19 protein-coding genes are annotated in these 14,365 nt (G+C 57.3%); 9 read left to right on the forward strand and 10 right to left on the reverse strand.

Translation table 11 applies throughout. The features are described from left to right. Positions 1 to 29 precede the first annotated feature (29 nt). The 3 genes from FE702_RS04155 to FE702_RS04165 are packed head-to-tail and all read right to left on the reverse strand — an operon-like array spanning position 30 to position 2,739. A complete protein-coding gene (locus FE702_RS04155; protein ID WP_147125011.1) occupies positions 30 to 1,118 on the reverse strand; it encodes an ABC transporter ATP-binding protein in 1,089 nt (362 codons plus the stop codon). Continuing rightward, complete coding sequence (locus FE702_RS04160; RefSeq protein ID WP_147125012.1) at positions 1,115 to 1,915, reverse strand: ABC transporter permease; 801 nt, start codon at positions 1,913 to 1,915, stop codon at positions 1,115 to 1,117. The genes FE702_RS04155 and FE702_RS04160 overlap by 4 nt, the downstream gene beginning before the upstream one ends. Further along, positions 1,912 to 2,739, reverse strand: coding sequence for an ABC transporter permease (locus tag FE702_RS04165; protein WP_430303142.1), 828 nt, complete (start codon positions 2,737 to 2,739; stop codon positions 1,912 to 1,914). Before FE702_RS04165 ends, FE702_RS04160 begins: the two co-directional genes overlap by 4 nt. Positions 2,740 to 3,000: 261 nt before the next feature. Here FE702_RS04165 and FE702_RS04170 point away from each other — a divergent pair, with 261 nt between their 5' ends. After that, entirely contained in the window at positions 3,001 to 3,855 is an 855-nt protein-coding gene (locus tag FE702_RS04170; RefSeq protein ID WP_186826978.1) for a LysR family transcriptional regulator, read from the forward strand. 163 nt (positions 3,856 to 4,018) lie between these two features. On the opposite strand, the gene FE702_RS04175 is transcribed toward FE702_RS04170, so the two are convergent. The 3 genes from FE702_RS04175 to rplM all read right to left on the reverse strand — a co-directional run bounded on the left by FE702_RS04175 (position 4,019) and on the right by rplM (position 5,470). Further along, the gene (locus FE702_RS04175; protein ID WP_147125015.1) at positions 4,019 to 4,444 is read right to left on the reverse strand and encodes a hypothetical protein; all 426 of its coding nucleotides are present in this window, start codon (positions 4,442 to 4,444) and stop codon (positions 4,019 to 4,021) included. A gap of 63 nt (positions 4,445 to 4,507) precedes the next feature. After that, the gene (gene rpsI, locus FE702_RS04180; RefSeq protein WP_147125016.1) at positions 4,508 to 5,005 is read right to left on the reverse strand and encodes a 30S ribosomal protein S9; all 498 of its coding nucleotides are present in this window, start codon (positions 5,003 to 5,005) and stop codon (positions 4,508 to 4,510) included. Positions 5,006 to 5,011: 6 nt separating this feature from the next. Further along, positions 5,012 to 5,470, reverse strand: coding sequence for a 50S ribosomal protein L13 (gene rplM, locus FE702_RS04185; protein WP_147125017.1), 459 nt, complete (start codon positions 5,468 to 5,470; stop codon positions 5,012 to 5,014). 169 nt (positions 5,471 to 5,639) lie between these two features. Here rplM and FE702_RS04190 point away from each other — a divergent pair, with 169 nt between their 5' ends. Continuing rightward, the gene (locus FE702_RS04190; RefSeq protein ID WP_147125018.1) at positions 5,640 to 5,912 is read left to right on the forward strand and encodes a hypothetical protein; all 273 of its coding nucleotides are present in this window, start codon (positions 5,640 to 5,642) and stop codon (positions 5,910 to 5,912) included. Continuing rightward, positions 5,912 to 6,952, forward strand: coding sequence for a hypothetical protein (locus FE702_RS04195; protein ID WP_147125019.1), 1,041 nt, complete (start codon positions 5,912 to 5,914; stop codon positions 6,950 to 6,952). The genes FE702_RS04190 and FE702_RS04195 overlap by 1 nt, the downstream gene beginning before the upstream one ends. Here the strand turns inward: FE702_RS04195 and FE702_RS04200 are convergent. Then, the gene (locus FE702_RS04200; RefSeq protein ID WP_147125020.1) at positions 6,949 to 8,343 is read right to left on the reverse strand and encodes an aminotransferase-like domain-containing protein; all 1,395 of its coding nucleotides are present in this window, start codon (positions 8,341 to 8,343) and stop codon (positions 6,949 to 6,951) included. The genes FE702_RS04195 and FE702_RS04200 overlap by 4 nt on opposite strands. A gap of 100 nt (positions 8,344 to 8,443) precedes the next feature. Here FE702_RS04200 and FE702_RS04205 point away from each other — a divergent pair, with 100 nt between their 5' ends. Further along, positions 8,444 to 8,674, forward strand: coding sequence for a DUF1127 domain-containing protein (locus FE702_RS04205; protein WP_255449581.1), 231 nt, complete (start codon positions 8,444 to 8,446; stop codon positions 8,672 to 8,674). A 95-nt stretch (positions 8,675 to 8,769) separates the two neighbouring features. Here the strand turns inward: FE702_RS04205 and FE702_RS04210 are convergent, their stop codons facing one another. Then, complete coding sequence (locus FE702_RS04210; protein ID WP_147125021.1) at positions 8,770 to 9,189, reverse strand: PaaI family thioesterase; 420 nt, start codon at positions 9,187 to 9,189, stop codon at positions 8,770 to 8,772. 56 nt (positions 9,190 to 9,245) lie between these two features. On the opposite strand from FE702_RS04210, the gene FE702_RS04215 reads away from it, so the two are divergent. From FE702_RS04215 to gluQRS, 4 genes are read left to right on the forward strand one after another with little or no spacing between them, the layout of a single operon-like run. Continuing rightward, positions 9,246 to 10,034: an enoyl-CoA hydratase gene (locus FE702_RS04215; RefSeq protein ID WP_147125022.1), complete on the forward strand. Its 789-nt coding sequence runs from the start codon at positions 9,246 to 9,248 to the stop codon at positions 10,032 to 10,034. Positions 10,035 to 10,067: 33 nt separating this feature from the next. Beyond that, a complete protein-coding gene (gene trmFO, locus FE702_RS04220; RefSeq protein ID WP_147125023.1) occupies positions 10,068 to 11,417 on the forward strand; it encodes a methylenetetrahydrofolate--tRNA-(uracil(54)-C(5))-methyltransferase (FADH(2)-oxidizing) TrmFO in 1,350 nt (449 codons plus the stop codon). 30 nt (positions 11,418 to 11,447) lie between these two features. Then, entirely contained in the window at positions 11,448 to 12,065 is a 618-nt protein-coding gene (locus FE702_RS04225) for a class I SAM-dependent DNA methyltransferase (RefSeq protein ID WP_147125024.1), read from the forward strand. Continuing rightward, positions 12,065 to 12,907 (forward strand): tRNA glutamyl-Q(34) synthetase GluQRS, encoded by an 843-nt coding sequence (gene gluQRS, locus FE702_RS04230; protein ID WP_147125025.1) that lies wholly within the window; start codon positions 12,065 to 12,067, stop codon positions 12,905 to 12,907. Before FE702_RS04225 ends, gluQRS begins: the two co-directional genes overlap by 1 nt. Here gluQRS and hisI read toward each other — a convergent pair. Continuing rightward, positions 12,904 to 13,275, reverse strand: a complete 372-nt coding sequence (gene hisI / locus FE702_RS04235; RefSeq protein WP_147125026.1) for a phosphoribosyl-AMP cyclohydrolase — start codon at positions 13,273 to 13,275, stop codon at positions 12,904 to 12,906. The genes gluQRS and hisI overlap by 4 nt on opposite strands. A gap of 45 nt (positions 13,276 to 13,320) precedes the next feature. Here hisI and FE702_RS04240 point away from each other — a divergent pair, with 45 nt between their 5' ends. Next, on the forward strand, positions 13,321 to 13,770 hold the full coding sequence (locus FE702_RS04240) for an iron-sulfur cluster assembly scaffold protein (protein ID WP_147125027.1): 450 nt from the start codon (positions 13,321 to 13,323) through the stop codon (positions 13,768 to 13,770). Positions 13,771 to 14,104: 334 nt separating this feature from the next. On the opposite strand, the gene FE702_RS18845 is transcribed toward FE702_RS04240, so the two are convergent. Then, on the reverse strand, positions 14,105 to 14,227 hold the full coding sequence (locus FE702_RS18845; protein ID WP_255449582.1) for a hypothetical protein: 123 nt from the start codon (positions 14,225 to 14,227) through the stop codon (positions 14,105 to 14,107). Positions 14,228 to 14,365 lie beyond the last annotated feature (138 nt).

Here is a 14,365-nt window from a genome sequence, read left to right on the forward strand (position 1 = left end):
TTTGTCCCGGGGCGTTGTTGGCAAGCTTGCTACGCTTCAAACACCACCAATGCACGCGGGTCCCAAGCCACACGCGCCGCATCGCCGCGTTCCAGAACTGGCCGCCCGACGAGGTTCTTCATCGATAGCGTCACCGGCTCGGACACGCCTTCAAACTCCACCTCATAATAAGTCATGTCGCCATAGTAATATCGCTCTGCGACGGTGCCGATGGCCACGGCGCCTTCGGATGGTTGGCCGTCGAACAGCAAAGTCATCATCTCGGGTCTGATGCCCACTGACGCATCGCCCGTTGGCATCCCGCCCGGGCATTGTTCGGACGCCACAGACGCAGCGCCGAAACCTGCAATTTGCACATCAACCCCATCCTCCGAGGCGGTCGATGTTGCGGGAAGGAAGTTCATGACACCAATGAAATCGGCGACCTGTCGGTTCACGGGTCGACGGTAGAGTGTCTGCGGATCGGCCACCTGCGCAATGCGCCCGTCGAACATGACGGCGATGCGGTCGGACATGATCAGTGCTTCTTCCTGATCATGGGTGACCAGAATAAAGGTGATTCCCACCTGTCGTTGTAGACGGCGTAGCTCGGCCTGCATCTGCTCGCGCATCTTCTTGTCCAGCGCGGACAAAGGTTCATCAAGCAACAGCACCTTGGGTTTCAGGATCAAGGCACGTGCCAGCGCGACGCGCTGTCTTTGCCCACCGGACAGGGCATGGGCCGCCCTGCCCCCGAACCCTTGCAGGCCGACCATATCAAGCGCTTCATCCACCAGATCGGCCTTTGCCTGCTTACTAAGGTCCGAACGTCTCCGCAGGCCAAAAGCAACATTCTCGGCCACGTTCAGGTGCGGGAAAATCGCGTAACTCTGGAACACCATATTGGTCGGCCGCTTGTTGGGTGGCACGCCAGCCATGTCAGCGCCGCCGAGCATCACCACCCCGTCAGAGGCGTTCTCAAAGCCAGCGATGGTCCGTAACAGCGTGGTCTTGCCGCAACCCGATGGCCCCAGCAAAGAGAAAAACTCGCCCTCGTTTATCGTCAAATCCACATCGCGCAGCGCGTGATAGTCGCCATAGTATTTTTGAACGCCAGTGAGCGTAATGATCGGGGTCACAGGAAACCTCCGGTGTCTTTCAGGCCAGCACGCTTCAGGCCGCGACGGCGCATCAGTTCGGCGATGGTCAGGATGATGATGGACGCCACGACCAGAATGGTCCCAAGCGCCATGACAGCAGGCAGTTTTTGCGGGAATCGCAGCAACCCCCAGATATAGACCGGCATAGTCGGCTCAGCACCGGTCAGGAAGAACGCGATGATAAATTCATCAAGGCTGATCGTGAAACTGATCAACAAGGACGAGATGATCCCCGGCATCACAAGAGGCAGTGTTACAAGACGGAACGTGCTCCACGGTGTCTCTCCAAGGTCAAGCGCCGCCTCTTCTAGGCTCGCATCCATATTCTGAAATGCTCCGTTCAGGATCGCGATCGAAAACGGTGTGCAGATCAGCACATGCGCGGCAATCACCGTCCAAGAAGACAGCGACCAGTCCAAAAGGTTCACGACAACGACAAGAAGCGATACACCCACAATGATTTCAGGCAGAACAAGCGGCACCATGATCAGGCCAAGGATACCGCGTTTTGCTGGGAACTCGTATTTCGCACCCGCTCTGGCGGCGCATATCCCCAGCAAGGTCGAAAAGATCGCGGTCAGGATCGCGATGAACAGGGAATTCTTGACCGCGGCGTGCAGCGCTGGCGTTTCGGTCAGTTCTGTGAACCATCCGGTCGTGAACCCGCTCAGCGGAAACGCGATGATCGTGCTGTCGTTGAAGGCAAACAGCGGCAGCAGAAAGATCGGCGCGTAGAGGAAAATCAGGTAGGCGACGGCATAGGCGCGCAAGCTCATTGTTTGACCCTCAGCCATTTGCGGTTCAGCCACACAAAGACCAAGGCGATGACCGATACCGATACCATCGCAATCACCGCCAATGCAGCGCCCATGGGCGCGTTGTTCAGCTTTAGAAACTGTGTCTGGATCATATTGGCAATCATCAGGCCGTTCGGCCCGCCGACAAGGCGCGGCGTCACGTAATCGCCAATCGTCGGAATGAAGACGATCAAGACAGCCGCCACAATGCCGGGCGTGGCCAAGGGCAATGTCACCCGCCAGAACGTCATCAATCGACTTTCTCCCAGATCCTGCCCGGCCTCTAAAAGGCTGCGATCGATGCGCTCAAGCGCGACAAAGATCGGCAGAATTGCAAATGGTGCAAAGGCATGCGCCAGCGTGATGACCACCGCGTTGGCGTTGTACAGGATGAAGGTCAGCGGTTCATCAATCAGCCCAAGCCCCAAGAGCCCAGAATTCAGAACCCCGTTGAAACCAAGGATCACTTTCCAGAGAAAGACCCGCACCAGATAGCTGGTCCAGAACGGAATGGTGATCAGAAACAGCCAAAGGGATTTGCGTTCGGGCGCGACGTGGAAGCTGACGAAATAGGCAATGGGAAAAGCCAGCACGACGGTCACAAGCGTCACCATCGCCGCAATGATCAAGGACCTTTGCAGCAGCACGCCATATAGCGGCTCTTCCACGAACTCGCGATAGTTGTTCAGCGTCAGTGTCGTGTCCAGCGTCAGGAAGTCCTGGGTCCAGAAGCTGAACAACAATATCGCACCCATCGGCGCAGCAAGGAGCAGTAGGGCGTAGATGAATGGAGGGCTGACCATCAACAGCCCCTTGCCAGCCTCGCTATTTCTCAGTCGCCCCTGCCACATGTAAACAGCACATCAACGACGCTCGACAAATGCAACCGGAAAACCCACCTATACGAAAGTGTGTGGCTAATATCCGAGCGGAGGGGCGAAGTACCCCTCAGTGCTCTTTTTTCAAAAATGCAAACTTGGTTTTACACCGATGACAACAGCTTGTGCCTAGGTAATGCGTTACATCGTAGCCAAGGCACTGTGCTATCAAGGGTGATTAGGCATATGATGCAACATTGGGATGATCTGCGGTTCTGTTTGGCTTTGTACCGCCACGGCACAATGAGTGCCGCCGCTTTGGCGATGGGGACAAATATTGCGACGGTGTCGCGGCGCATTGATCGACTGACCGAGACGATGGGCGAAACGCTCTTTGTGAAACAAGACCGGTCATGGGTGCCGACCCAGCGCTGCCACGACCTGATCACGATCGCCAGAGACACCGAAACAAGCCTGACCCTGCTCGAAGGTGAACGCTCACAAGGTCCCGCACCGGGCGCGACTTTGCGCCTGACCTGTGAACTTGCGATCCTTCAGCTTGGCTTTCTCAAATCTCTGCCAGGATTTCTCACGTCCTATAACGACATGCATGTCGACTTGCTGTTCCGCCCAGCAAGCCTCGCCTATGCTGAAACCGATGTCTCGGTCGGGTTTGACGAACCAACAGAAGGCCGGATCATGCGGCGGAAACTCGGTAAGCTGCTGCTACGTCCGTATGTGCACAAGGCACATCAAGATGCGGTCACGGACTGGCTATCCATTCCGTATGGCGGTCATGCCAGCCGGATCAATTCCCTGATGGAAACGCATTTCAACCGTCAGTCAAAGCTGTCAGTTGAAGGATTGAACCTCTCCTCCAGTTTGATGTCGGAAATTCCAGTAGCTGCGATGATGCCGGTCGCATTTACCCGCGAACAGCCTGATCTTGTGCCGCTCGAAGAAGCCGCGTTCGATGATGTTGTTCCGGTCTGGGTCAGCTACCACAGCAGCCGTAAGTTGGACCCGATTGTGCGGGTTGGATTGCAATTCATTGAGGAATCGCTGGCGAAAGACCCCAAGGGTGGGTTTTTGCAAACATAAGCTTGCAGCATTCCGTCTCGACAGACGCTGCGTCTTCGCGGCAACGTAGCGTCAGTTGTAACGATTAAATTCAAAAATACTCAAGTAATTCAGATCACTGGCGCCTTGCGTCAACCAAAGGATATGCGAAATGTCTGGCATCGCATCTTACGCACATACAGGTTTACGGATCGTCACCGGTTACGCGCTCGTGCACCTGGCGTTTCTTGATTTGCAAAAAGTTGGCAATGCCTCCAACTCCCTCATCGACTACTCGAATGGCACAAACATCTTTTGTTTGTGCACCGGCCAAATCCCGGCATTGCATGCGGCACATTTTGCGCTCGTGCTGAGTTTGGGACTGTTTATCTTCTTGGGCGTGCGCACACGACTGGTCGCCGCTTTCACCTTTGTTTTGGTCCTCGCACATTGCCTCGGATGTGTTGACCAAACGTCGTTCACGACAGCGTTCCAGCAAAATCTCATGGGCCTTACCCTCCCATTGACGCTTCTCGTGATCATCGGCGGAGGGCGGGATGCGCTCTATCGCCGTGGTTGGGCCGACCTTCCGTTCTAAAGTCCTGTTTACCACCGCCAGGCCAAAGGACATTGGTACCAACAGAAAAGGCCGCCCTGCTGGGGGCGGCCTTTTCGCTTTTGATATTCAGACGCCTTAACGCTTGGAGAACTGGAAGCTACGGCGCGCCTTGCGCTTACCGTATTTCTTACGTTCCACAACGCGGCTGTCACGGGTCAGGAAGCCAGCGGCTTTCAGAGCGCCGCGCAGCGACGGATCATAAAGCTGCAGAGCTTTGGAGATGCCGTGCTTGACCGCACCAGCTTGACCGGTCAGACCGCCGCCCTTGACGGTGGCCATCACGTCGAATTCACCTTCAACGCCTGCAACCTGCATGGGCTGACGCAGGATCAGCTGCAGCACGGGGCGTGCAAAGTATTTGTCCTGGTCCTTACCGTTTACGGTGACCTTGCCGGAGCCCGGCTTGATCCAGACACGTGCGACCGCATCTTTCCGTTTACCGGTCGCATAGCTGCGGCCCAGTTCGTCGCGCACGGGTTCACGTGGCGCGGCGGTTTCGACTTCCATCATCTCGGACGCGCCTTCAGCGGCGACAGCGGCGAGATCGTCGAGCGATTTGATTTCTTCAGCCATCTTACCTTAGACCCGTGTGTTTTTCTTGTTCATCGCTTTGACGTCCAGAACCTCTGGGTTCTGAGCTTCATGCGGGTGATCAGTGCCAGCATAGACGCGCAGGTTGGTCATCTGCTTACGGCTCAGGCGGTTGCCCGGCAGCATGCGTTTGACGGCCAGCGTGACAACGCGCTCTGGGTGGTCACCCGTCAGCATCTGGTCTTTGGTGCGCGATTTGATCCCACCGGGGTGGCCGGTGTGCCAGTAATGACGCTCTTCGCGCTTCTTACCGGTCAATTGGACCTTCTCGGCGTTGATGACGATCACATTGTCGCCCATGTCCATGTGTGGCGTGAACGTGGCTTTGTGCTTGCCACGCAGCCGCATCGCGATAATCGAAGCAAGACGGCCCAACACCACGCCTTCGGCGTCGATGATGATCCATTTCTTGTCGATATCCGCTGGAGTTGCGGTGTAGGTTTTCATTTGTCGACCCATCGAAGTGGAGAATTCAGATTGCGCGCTTATACTGCACCCGCTCGTTGATACAAGAGCGGAAGAACTGTTTTAATTCATGTAAATCAGCCACTTAAAAATAAGGTATTATTTTACCCCAGTGCTGGAGCTTGTTTTTCCCGTCTTATCCGCCCTCGCGGTGCTCGCAGTTGCGGCCGTAGTTGGCATATGGCCTGCGCAAAAGCTTATTCGCGTCAAAGAGGCACGGCATGATTTGCGCCAAGGTTCCGCAGGCTGGCTGCGCGAGATCGGCGGTTGGGCGATCATCGTGGCGTGGGTCCTGTCGATCTGGTTCTGCGGAACGATCATTGGCGATTGGGCCATGACTGGCGACCTTGACCGTGCGCTTGAACGGTCTGCTTTGCGTCTGCACATCATTCTCGAAATTCTGGCCGCGCTGGGGGACCGCTGATGACTGCGCCCTCGGAACAATCAAACCTGCAATGTCCCACTTGCGCCGGGCAACGACGATTTGATCCTCCCACCCAAAGGCTGAGCTGCGACAGTTGCGGGAATGGCGAAACCATTGAGCACTGCGCGTCCATCAATCCCGCTCAGGAGACACCCTATAACCCCGGACAGCCATCTGACGATCCGCAATCCACCGTCGCCGTTGCGGTGCACCGATGCGAAACCTGCGGCGGCGGCGTGACATTTGTCGGCGCGGCCTTGTCCGAGCGCTGCGCCTATTGCAACGGACCCGTCGTGCTTGAACCGCAAGACACAGAATTCGCGACGATGGCCCTGATCCCGTTTCAAATTGACCAAGACGACACTGTCCCCAATGTGGCGCGCTGGGTTTCTGGCCGCTTGGCTGCACCAAGCGATCTGGCCGACGCCGTAGCCAAGGGAAAGACAGCCGCGCTCTATGCGCCGTTTTTCACCTTGGACAGCTCAGAAGCAATTTCTTACTGGGGATCATACCGCGTCAAACGCGGCAAACGCACCGTCGTGAAACAGACCAGCGGCAATTTCACGGTCTTCTTTGACGATCTACTCGTGCCAGCCTCTCCGCATATCACGCCATTGATCCGGGACGGTGTCATTCACGATTTCAATCCAGGCAATCTGAAACCTTACGATCCCGCCTACCTTGCCGGATTCGGGGCTGAACGACATCACATGACTGTCGCAGAAGGCATGGAGGCCAACCGCGACGACAAGGCCGTACTGATCAGGAACCGCATTCAACAGCACAGCCATCGACACCTGAGCAATATCCGGTTCACGACCGACTCAAGCCATATCCGGTACCGCCGGATCCTTCTCCCGGTTTACATCCTGCACTACGCATACAAGGGCAAAGCGTATAAAATCGTGTCCTGCGGATTGCGCGGCACGACCTACGGGGAACGCCCGTTTTCGCGGGTGAAACTGTTTTTGTACTCTTTGGCCATCTCGGCAGCGGCGCTTGCGCTCGGCATTGCCTATGGCGCTGCTGGATTGCCTTAGACCGCGATCACCTCGGGCGGGCTGACAAGAAGGTCGTGCAAACGGCGCATGGCCTGCTCAAACCGCTCCTTTGGCACCTGCGCATTGATGGCGATGCGCACGGCCTGCGGCACGCGCGTGTCACGAAGTGCGAATTCATCTGCCGATCTTATTTGAATGCCCTGTTGTTCCGCTGCCCTGCAAAACGCCGCCGACCGCCAACCGCGCGGCAGCTCTAGCCAAACGAAGGGCACATCCGGCTGCCAGCGCAGATCAAACTGGCCCAAAGCGTTTACGGTGATCTCAAGATAAGATTGAAACACCTTGCGCACGTCCTTGATCAATGTGTCGGTACGCGGATCCTCAAGGAGAAGCTTGGTCGCTTCAGCCAAGGGCCACGCCAATCCAAAGAATCCGTATTCCGCCGCTCTGCGTAGCGCAGGTCCCTGCCCTTTCGGTGCCACCGCGAACCCAACACGCATGGAGGGGGTCAAGAGCTTTGAGATAGACGTCACATACCAGGACCGATCCGAAGCAAGCGCGCGATAACCTTGGGCATGTGCGGTGCCCATACGGTAACAATCATCTTCCAGGATCGCGAAATCCCGCCGTTCAGCGATTTTTGCGATCTCTTGGCGGCGCTCCAGCGGAGTAAACATCGCCATCGGGTTTTGCACCTCTGGCGATGTACACAGCACTTGAGCACCGCTTTCCCGGGCCACACGATCCAAGGCCTCTGGTACAATGCCGTTCTCGTCCGTCGGCACAGGGACAACATTGATACGCAGCATTTCAGCGGCGCGGCGGAAGCCAGCATAGGATAGTTCTTCGACCATGATTGTCGGGCGCGGGCCGGATACGATCGCCTGAAGGCACAACATGATCCCGTTTTGCCCACCATGCGTCAAAACAAGGTCCTCGTGATGAACCGCGCCAATCGGGGTGTGGGCCAGCCAACGCACTGCCGCTTCGCGGATCGGCTGGTACGCGGCCCGCGTTGGGTATCGTAGCAACGCATTTGCATCTTGGTCACCCACCCTTGCAAGGCAGGATTTGATTGCTGCAACCTGTCCAACATCTGGCAATAGCGGACTAAACAGACTCACCTCACCCTCTGTTGGCGGCTCGGTCTGACGTGTCCAGATATCCTCTGGCGCGGCCTTTTTCGTATCGGCCACAAAAGTGCCGCGTCCAACGCCAGCCGTCAGAGTGCCGTCTTCTGTCAACAGTGAGTAAGCCCGCGCCACTGTTCCGGGTGTAATCCCCAGCGTCCAAGCCAATTGCCGCACAGGCGGCAGCTTATTGCCCGGGACAAGATAACCACCCTCGACCGCGCGCAGGATCGCGTTTTTCAACGCCAGATACTTCGGTCCGTCGCGAAAGGTCAGCCCGTCAGCCCATTTTGTATCCATTACAATTCTTTCGTGGATGCCTACAAAGACTCAATGTATCACAAATCGTGTCACCACATGGCGACTTGTGTCAATACATTTTGCAAAGGAGGGTCCTAAAATGACCACGCAAACCCTCAACACAAACTTGCTGATTACCCTGAACAAGCAGGCAAAACTGCCTTTCGCGGCAACGATCTTTCTTTACGCGGCAGTCGTATTGACACAATGGGCGCAATTGTACCGATCACGTCAAGATCTGCGCGATCTAGACTCACACTTGTTGCGCGATATCGGAATCTCCCCCGAGGACGCCGAGCGCGAAGCGCGGCGGCCTTTCTGGCAAGGCTAAGGTTCTCTCTTCCCCGAGCTGTCCCAAGCTCATGGAACCGTGGCTTTGCCGCTTCCTGACTGGCGGGGTGTTATGCCCCGCCTTTTTTGTTCAGATCACTTTGGCGGAATCGAGTAGGTCAGTGTCGCGCGGCAGACAGGCTGATCCATACCTTCGGAAAAGATCAACGCGTCCCCCACAGCAAGCACGCGCCCCAACTTAAGAAGCTTGCAATCGGCAATCAGGTCGACGCCGGCAGCTGGTTTACGCATGAAATCAATCGAACAGTTGGTCGTCACAGCCAATGCCTTTGGTCCAATGCGACTGAGCACTGCAAGGTACACAGCCACATCCGCCAGACCGAACATCGACGGGCCACTGACCGTGCCGCCGGGCCGCAAATGGCGTTCGGCCACGTTGAGCCTGATGACGATTCCATCATCCGTGATCTCTTCCACCGCGAAATCATCGCAAACCTGCGGAAACACATCCGCCAAAAACTGCGTCAGCGCGGGAATATCCATTACCGGTGTCATGATTGCCTGCCCTCTCTAGTCCGCATAGGCTGCGACCAAGCAAATCAGGGTGCAAGATGGCAATTCTAGAACGTAACGACATTGGCGCGGTCACGCGGCTTACTATGAACGCGCCAGAGCGGCTGAACGCGCTCTCAGACGAGATGTTGGCGGCTCTGACAAACACGCTTACCGAATTGCGGGAGACGACAACCTGCCGAGCGATCATCATCGAAGGCGCTGGCAAAGCCTTCTGCGCCGGGCATGACCTGAAACAGATGGAGGCCAAACGCGCCGAATCCGACGGTGGCCGCGCCGCATGGGAGGACCTGTTTGATCGCTGCGCAACGTTCATGCAGATGATCCCGGCCCAGCCTCAACCCGTGATCGCTCAGGTCCACGGCATCGCGACAGCGGCAGGTTGTCAGTTGGTTGCGTCATGCGATCTCGCCGTTGCCGCCGAAAGCACACGATTTGGCGTCAACGGCGTCAATATCGGCCTGTTCTGCTCGACCCCAATGGTCGCCCTTTCCCGCAATATCTCCCGCAAACAAGCGTTTGAATTGCTGACAACCGGCGATTTTATTGATGCCGAACGCGCGCGCGAACTGGGCCTGATCAATCGCGTGAGCGACCCTGATAGCCTTGCTGATGACACTCTGGCCTTGGCAGAACAGATTGCAGGCAAGCTGGGCACAGCCGTGAAAATCGGCAAGCAAGCGTTCTACAAACAGATCGAAATGCCGTTGGCGCAGGCCTACGACTACACAGGCGCCGTCATGGTCGAAAACATGGCAGACCGCGACACAGCCGAAGGTGTCGCAGCGTTCATCGAGAAACGCGCGCCGAATTGGGATCAGGACTAGGCATCAGCCCCGATTGGCCCTAAATCCGCCATCATGGCAAAGGTATTGAACATCATCGGCGGCGGAATGGCCGGATCAGAGGCCGCATGGCAGGCCGCGAACATGGGCGTTCAGGTCGTGATCCACGAGATGCGCCCCAAGGTCGGGACCTTCGCGCACCGCACGGGCCATTTGGCAGAAATGGTTTGCTCCAACTCGTTCCGCTCGGATGATGATGAGCAGAATGCTGTTGGCCTGCTGCACTGGGAAATGCGCGCAGCCGGGGGTCTAATCATGGAGATGGCCGACAAACACCGTCTTCCTGCTGGTGGCGCGTTGGCCGTAGATCGCGATCCTTTTGCTGAGGCCGTGACAGCACAGCTATCTGAACACCCGAACATCACCATTCAAGGCTCTGAAATCACTGGCCTTCCTGACGATGGGCAATGGATCATTGCCACCGGCCCATTGACCTCCGGCGCGCTTGCCGAAGCGATTGCAGCAGAAACCGGAGCCGAGGCGCTGGCTTTCTTCGATGCCATCGCGCCGATCATCTATTTCGACTCGATTGATATGTCGAAGGCATGGATGCAGTCGCGCTATGACAAAGGTGACACAGAGGAAGAGCGCACAGCCTACCTCAACTGCCCTATGGACCGCGATCAGTACGAGGCCTTCATCGACGCGCTTTTGGCAGCCGACAAAACCGAATTCAAAGAAGGCGAAACCGCAGGCTACTTTGACGGTTGCTTGCCAATTGAGGTCATGGCCGAGCGCGGACGCGAGACCCTGCGCCACGGACCGATGAAGCCCGTGGGTCTGACCAATCCACACCAACCCGACATCAAGGCTCACGCAGTGGTTCAGCTGCGCCGCGATAACGCACTGGGAACGCTGTATAACATCGTAGGTTTTCAAACCAAGATGAAGTATGGCGCGCAGAAAGAAGTGTTGCGCATGATCCCCGGGCTTGAGAATGCAAGTTTTGCGCGCCTTGGCGGCATCCACCGCAACACCTTTATTAACTCCCCCACATTGCTTGACGGCCAGATGCGCCTGAAATCAAAGCCAAATCTCAGGTTTGCAGGACAGATCACGGGCGTTGAAGGGTATGTGGAGAGCGCCGCCATGGGCCTTTTGGCAGGTCGCTTGGCAGCGGCGGAGATCCTAGGCGGCGAATTGGATACTCCACCCAATACGACCGCCATGGGAGCACTGATCACGCACATCACTGGCGGCGCAGAGGCCAAGACATTTCAGCCGATGAACGTGAACTTTGGCCTGTTCCCGCCTGTGTCAGGGCTCAAAGGTGGGCGCCGCGGGCGCAAGGACCGCTACAAAGCCTATACCGACCGCGCCAAGGTGGATTTTTCATCCTGGTTGGGTCAGCGCGCGGCGGCTTGACCCACAGGGCTGTTCGACTAGCGTTGGGATATGGCAGACAACGACAGCTGGACCCAAGACCTCTGGGTCGAACACACCGTGGAAGAAACCCAGTCGATCTATCGCGACTGGGCAAATACCTATGACGAGGACGTTCTAAAGTCCGGTTATGTGACGCCACAGCGGATCGCAGCTGCGCTTGCCGCAACACAAATTCCAAAGGATGCGGCCATTCTGGACTTCGGCTGCGGCACGGGTCTATCGGGTCTGGCGCTAGCCGAAGCTGGCTTCCAAACCGTGGATGGGACCGACATCTCACCCGAAATGCTGGATCACGCCCACACACGCGGCGTCTATCGAGACGTGGTTTTGGGTGACGCCGGTGCCATCGCATTCGAGTCAGGCACACATCAGGCCGTCGTGGCCGCAGGCGTGGTGTCAGCCGGTGCTGCGCCACCGGCCACCCTCGCCCTTTTGGCGCATCACCTGACGACAGGAGGATACCTCGCCGTCTCATTCAATGATCCCAGCCTGAAAATGGGAACCTATGACGCCGAGCTGGAGCGACTGGTGGCAAACGGTTTGCTAGAAGTCATCTCCCGAGACCACGGTCCGCACCTGCCAGAAAAAGGCATGGGATCAGACGTGACTATCCTGCGACGGTTGTGATGCGCACACGGTTCGCGCCCTCGCCGACAGGGCCGCTGCATCTGGGTCATGCCTACTCGGCAATCCTCGCCCATGACATGGCGCGCGCGGCAGGTGGTGAGTTTTTGCTGCGCATCGACGATCTGGACCAGAGCCGGGCGCGCCGCGAATGGGAGGACCTGATCTACCAAGATCTGGAGTGGCTGGGCATAAAATGGGACGGACCTGTGGTGCGTCAGTCTGAAAACTTCGATCTATACCGCACGACGTTGGACAGCCTCGCAAGTTATGGCGCGGTTTATCCTTGCAAATGCAGCCGCGCCGATATCGCCGCCGCCGCCTCGGCCCCGCAGGAGGGCGTGCCAGAGTTCGGCCCCGACGGGCGCATCTACCCCGGCACCTGCCGCGGGCGCGCCTACGCAGACCGAACGCCGTCTGACGCCCTGCGCTACGACCTGTCAAAAAGAGTGCGCGGCCCCGATAAAATGCCCGCCTTCACAGAGACAGGCCCTCTCTATGCCGGGGAATACGAGGTGACCGCCGACCACCTTCTGACGCGCGTGGGTGATCCAATCCTGGCGCGCCCGAACATGGCGGCCAGCTACCATTTCGCGGTGGTCCTTGACGACGCCATGACAGACATCACGCATGTGATCCGTGGTGCGGATCTGTTCGAGGCCTCGTTTCTACAGCGTTTCCTTCAATGGGAGATGGGTCTGCAGTCTGTGACCTATCACCATCATAACCTGATCCGGGATGACTTAGGCAAACGGCTCGCCAAACGCGACGATGCGCGGGCAATTTCAAAGTATCGCGAGGATGGCGCAACGCCGCAGGATATCCGCGGAATGGTTGGTCTTTAGCTCATCGGCTTCATCAACTCGACCTCTTCGCCGTCGCGAATGGCCGTATAGAAACAGTTGCGCCGGTTGGTATGGCACGCAGCGCCTACCTGATCCACGATCATCAAAATGCAGTCGCGGTCGCAATCAATCCGCAGGTCAATCAACGTCTGGCGATGGCCAGATGTCTCGCCCTTGCGCCAAAACGCCTGACGCGAGCGCGACCAATAGGTCACCTGCCGGGTTTCCAGCGTTTCTTTCAGGCTTTCGGCGTTCATCCAGGCCATCATCAGGACCTCGCCATCCTCGGCCTGCGCAATCGCGGGAATGAGACCTTGGTCGTTGAACCGCAGGGTTGCGACATCAAACATCACGCGTATCCTTTGCATCAGCGTCAGACGCCTATATCTACGCCTGACAAGGGAGCCGCAACCGTGACAGCCGAAACAGATCTCATCAAACTCTACTCTGGCCGCATTCTGCAGCTTGCGTCTGATATTCCGCATCTGGGCCGGTTGGACGCGCCGATGGCCTCGGTCAAAAAACGCTCACCGCTATGCGGATCCACGGTGACCGTTGATCTGGACGTCGAGAACGGTGTCGTGACGCGCTTTGGGCAGGACGTGAAGGCCTGCGCATTGGGCCAAGCCGCGGCGTCGGTTGTCGGTGGTGCGATCACAGGGCGGTCCCTGCCAGAAGTCACACAAGCGCGGGATGAGATGAAGGCGATGCTTGCCGGTGGTGAGGTGCCCGCTGCCCCTTTTGACGGGTTAGAAGTGTTGAAACCGGCCGCCGATTACAAGAACCGCCATGCGTCGATCTTGTTGACACTGGAGGCGAGCGTTGAAGCAATGACCCAAGCCCAGCAAGCGGATTGCGCTTAAGATCGTTCACGCCCCGGACTTGATCCGGGACCTCGAACAGCAGGAGCGACACCAAGTCGGTCGAGCTCCCGGGTCAGGCCCGGAACGGGCAGTCCTACTACCTACAAAGCGAGACCCCGGATCAAGTCCGGGTTTGATTGCGCCCCTCTGGGGTCACAATGAAAAAAAGCGCCGCGCATCCTGGCAGGGATGGCGGCGCATAGTGTGCGTATCCAATCGGGCCCGAACAGCAGGCAGTGAGAGGCAAGTCACTGCGTTGGACAGAAAGTCTGACTTACGAGGGGACAGAAGCAGACGATGTTCGGAATTTGGACCGCAGGCAGAAACTGAAGGTTCAGACCATACCGGGAAGAAGAAGACCAACATAGAGCATGGCCACCAATGCCATCGCCCCAGCGAAATCGCCGAGCAGGCTAAACATACGGGTCACGGCGTTTGTCGGCGAAGTGCGTTTCATGGTGTTCTACTTGTGTTCTTGGGGTGATGGTCCTTGGTGCAGCCATTAACCATCTGTTGACACTTTGTTCTCACATCGAGAACGCTGGGTAAAGAACTTTTTGAGAACAAATGTGAACTTTTTGTTCTTCGCCCGGCG

It is taken from the genome of Shimia ponticola, assembly GCF_007995215.1.
In the GTDB taxonomy this organism is placed as follows: domain Bacteria; phylum Pseudomonadota; class Alphaproteobacteria; order Rhodobacterales; family Rhodobacteraceae; genus Shimia_B; species Shimia_B ponticola.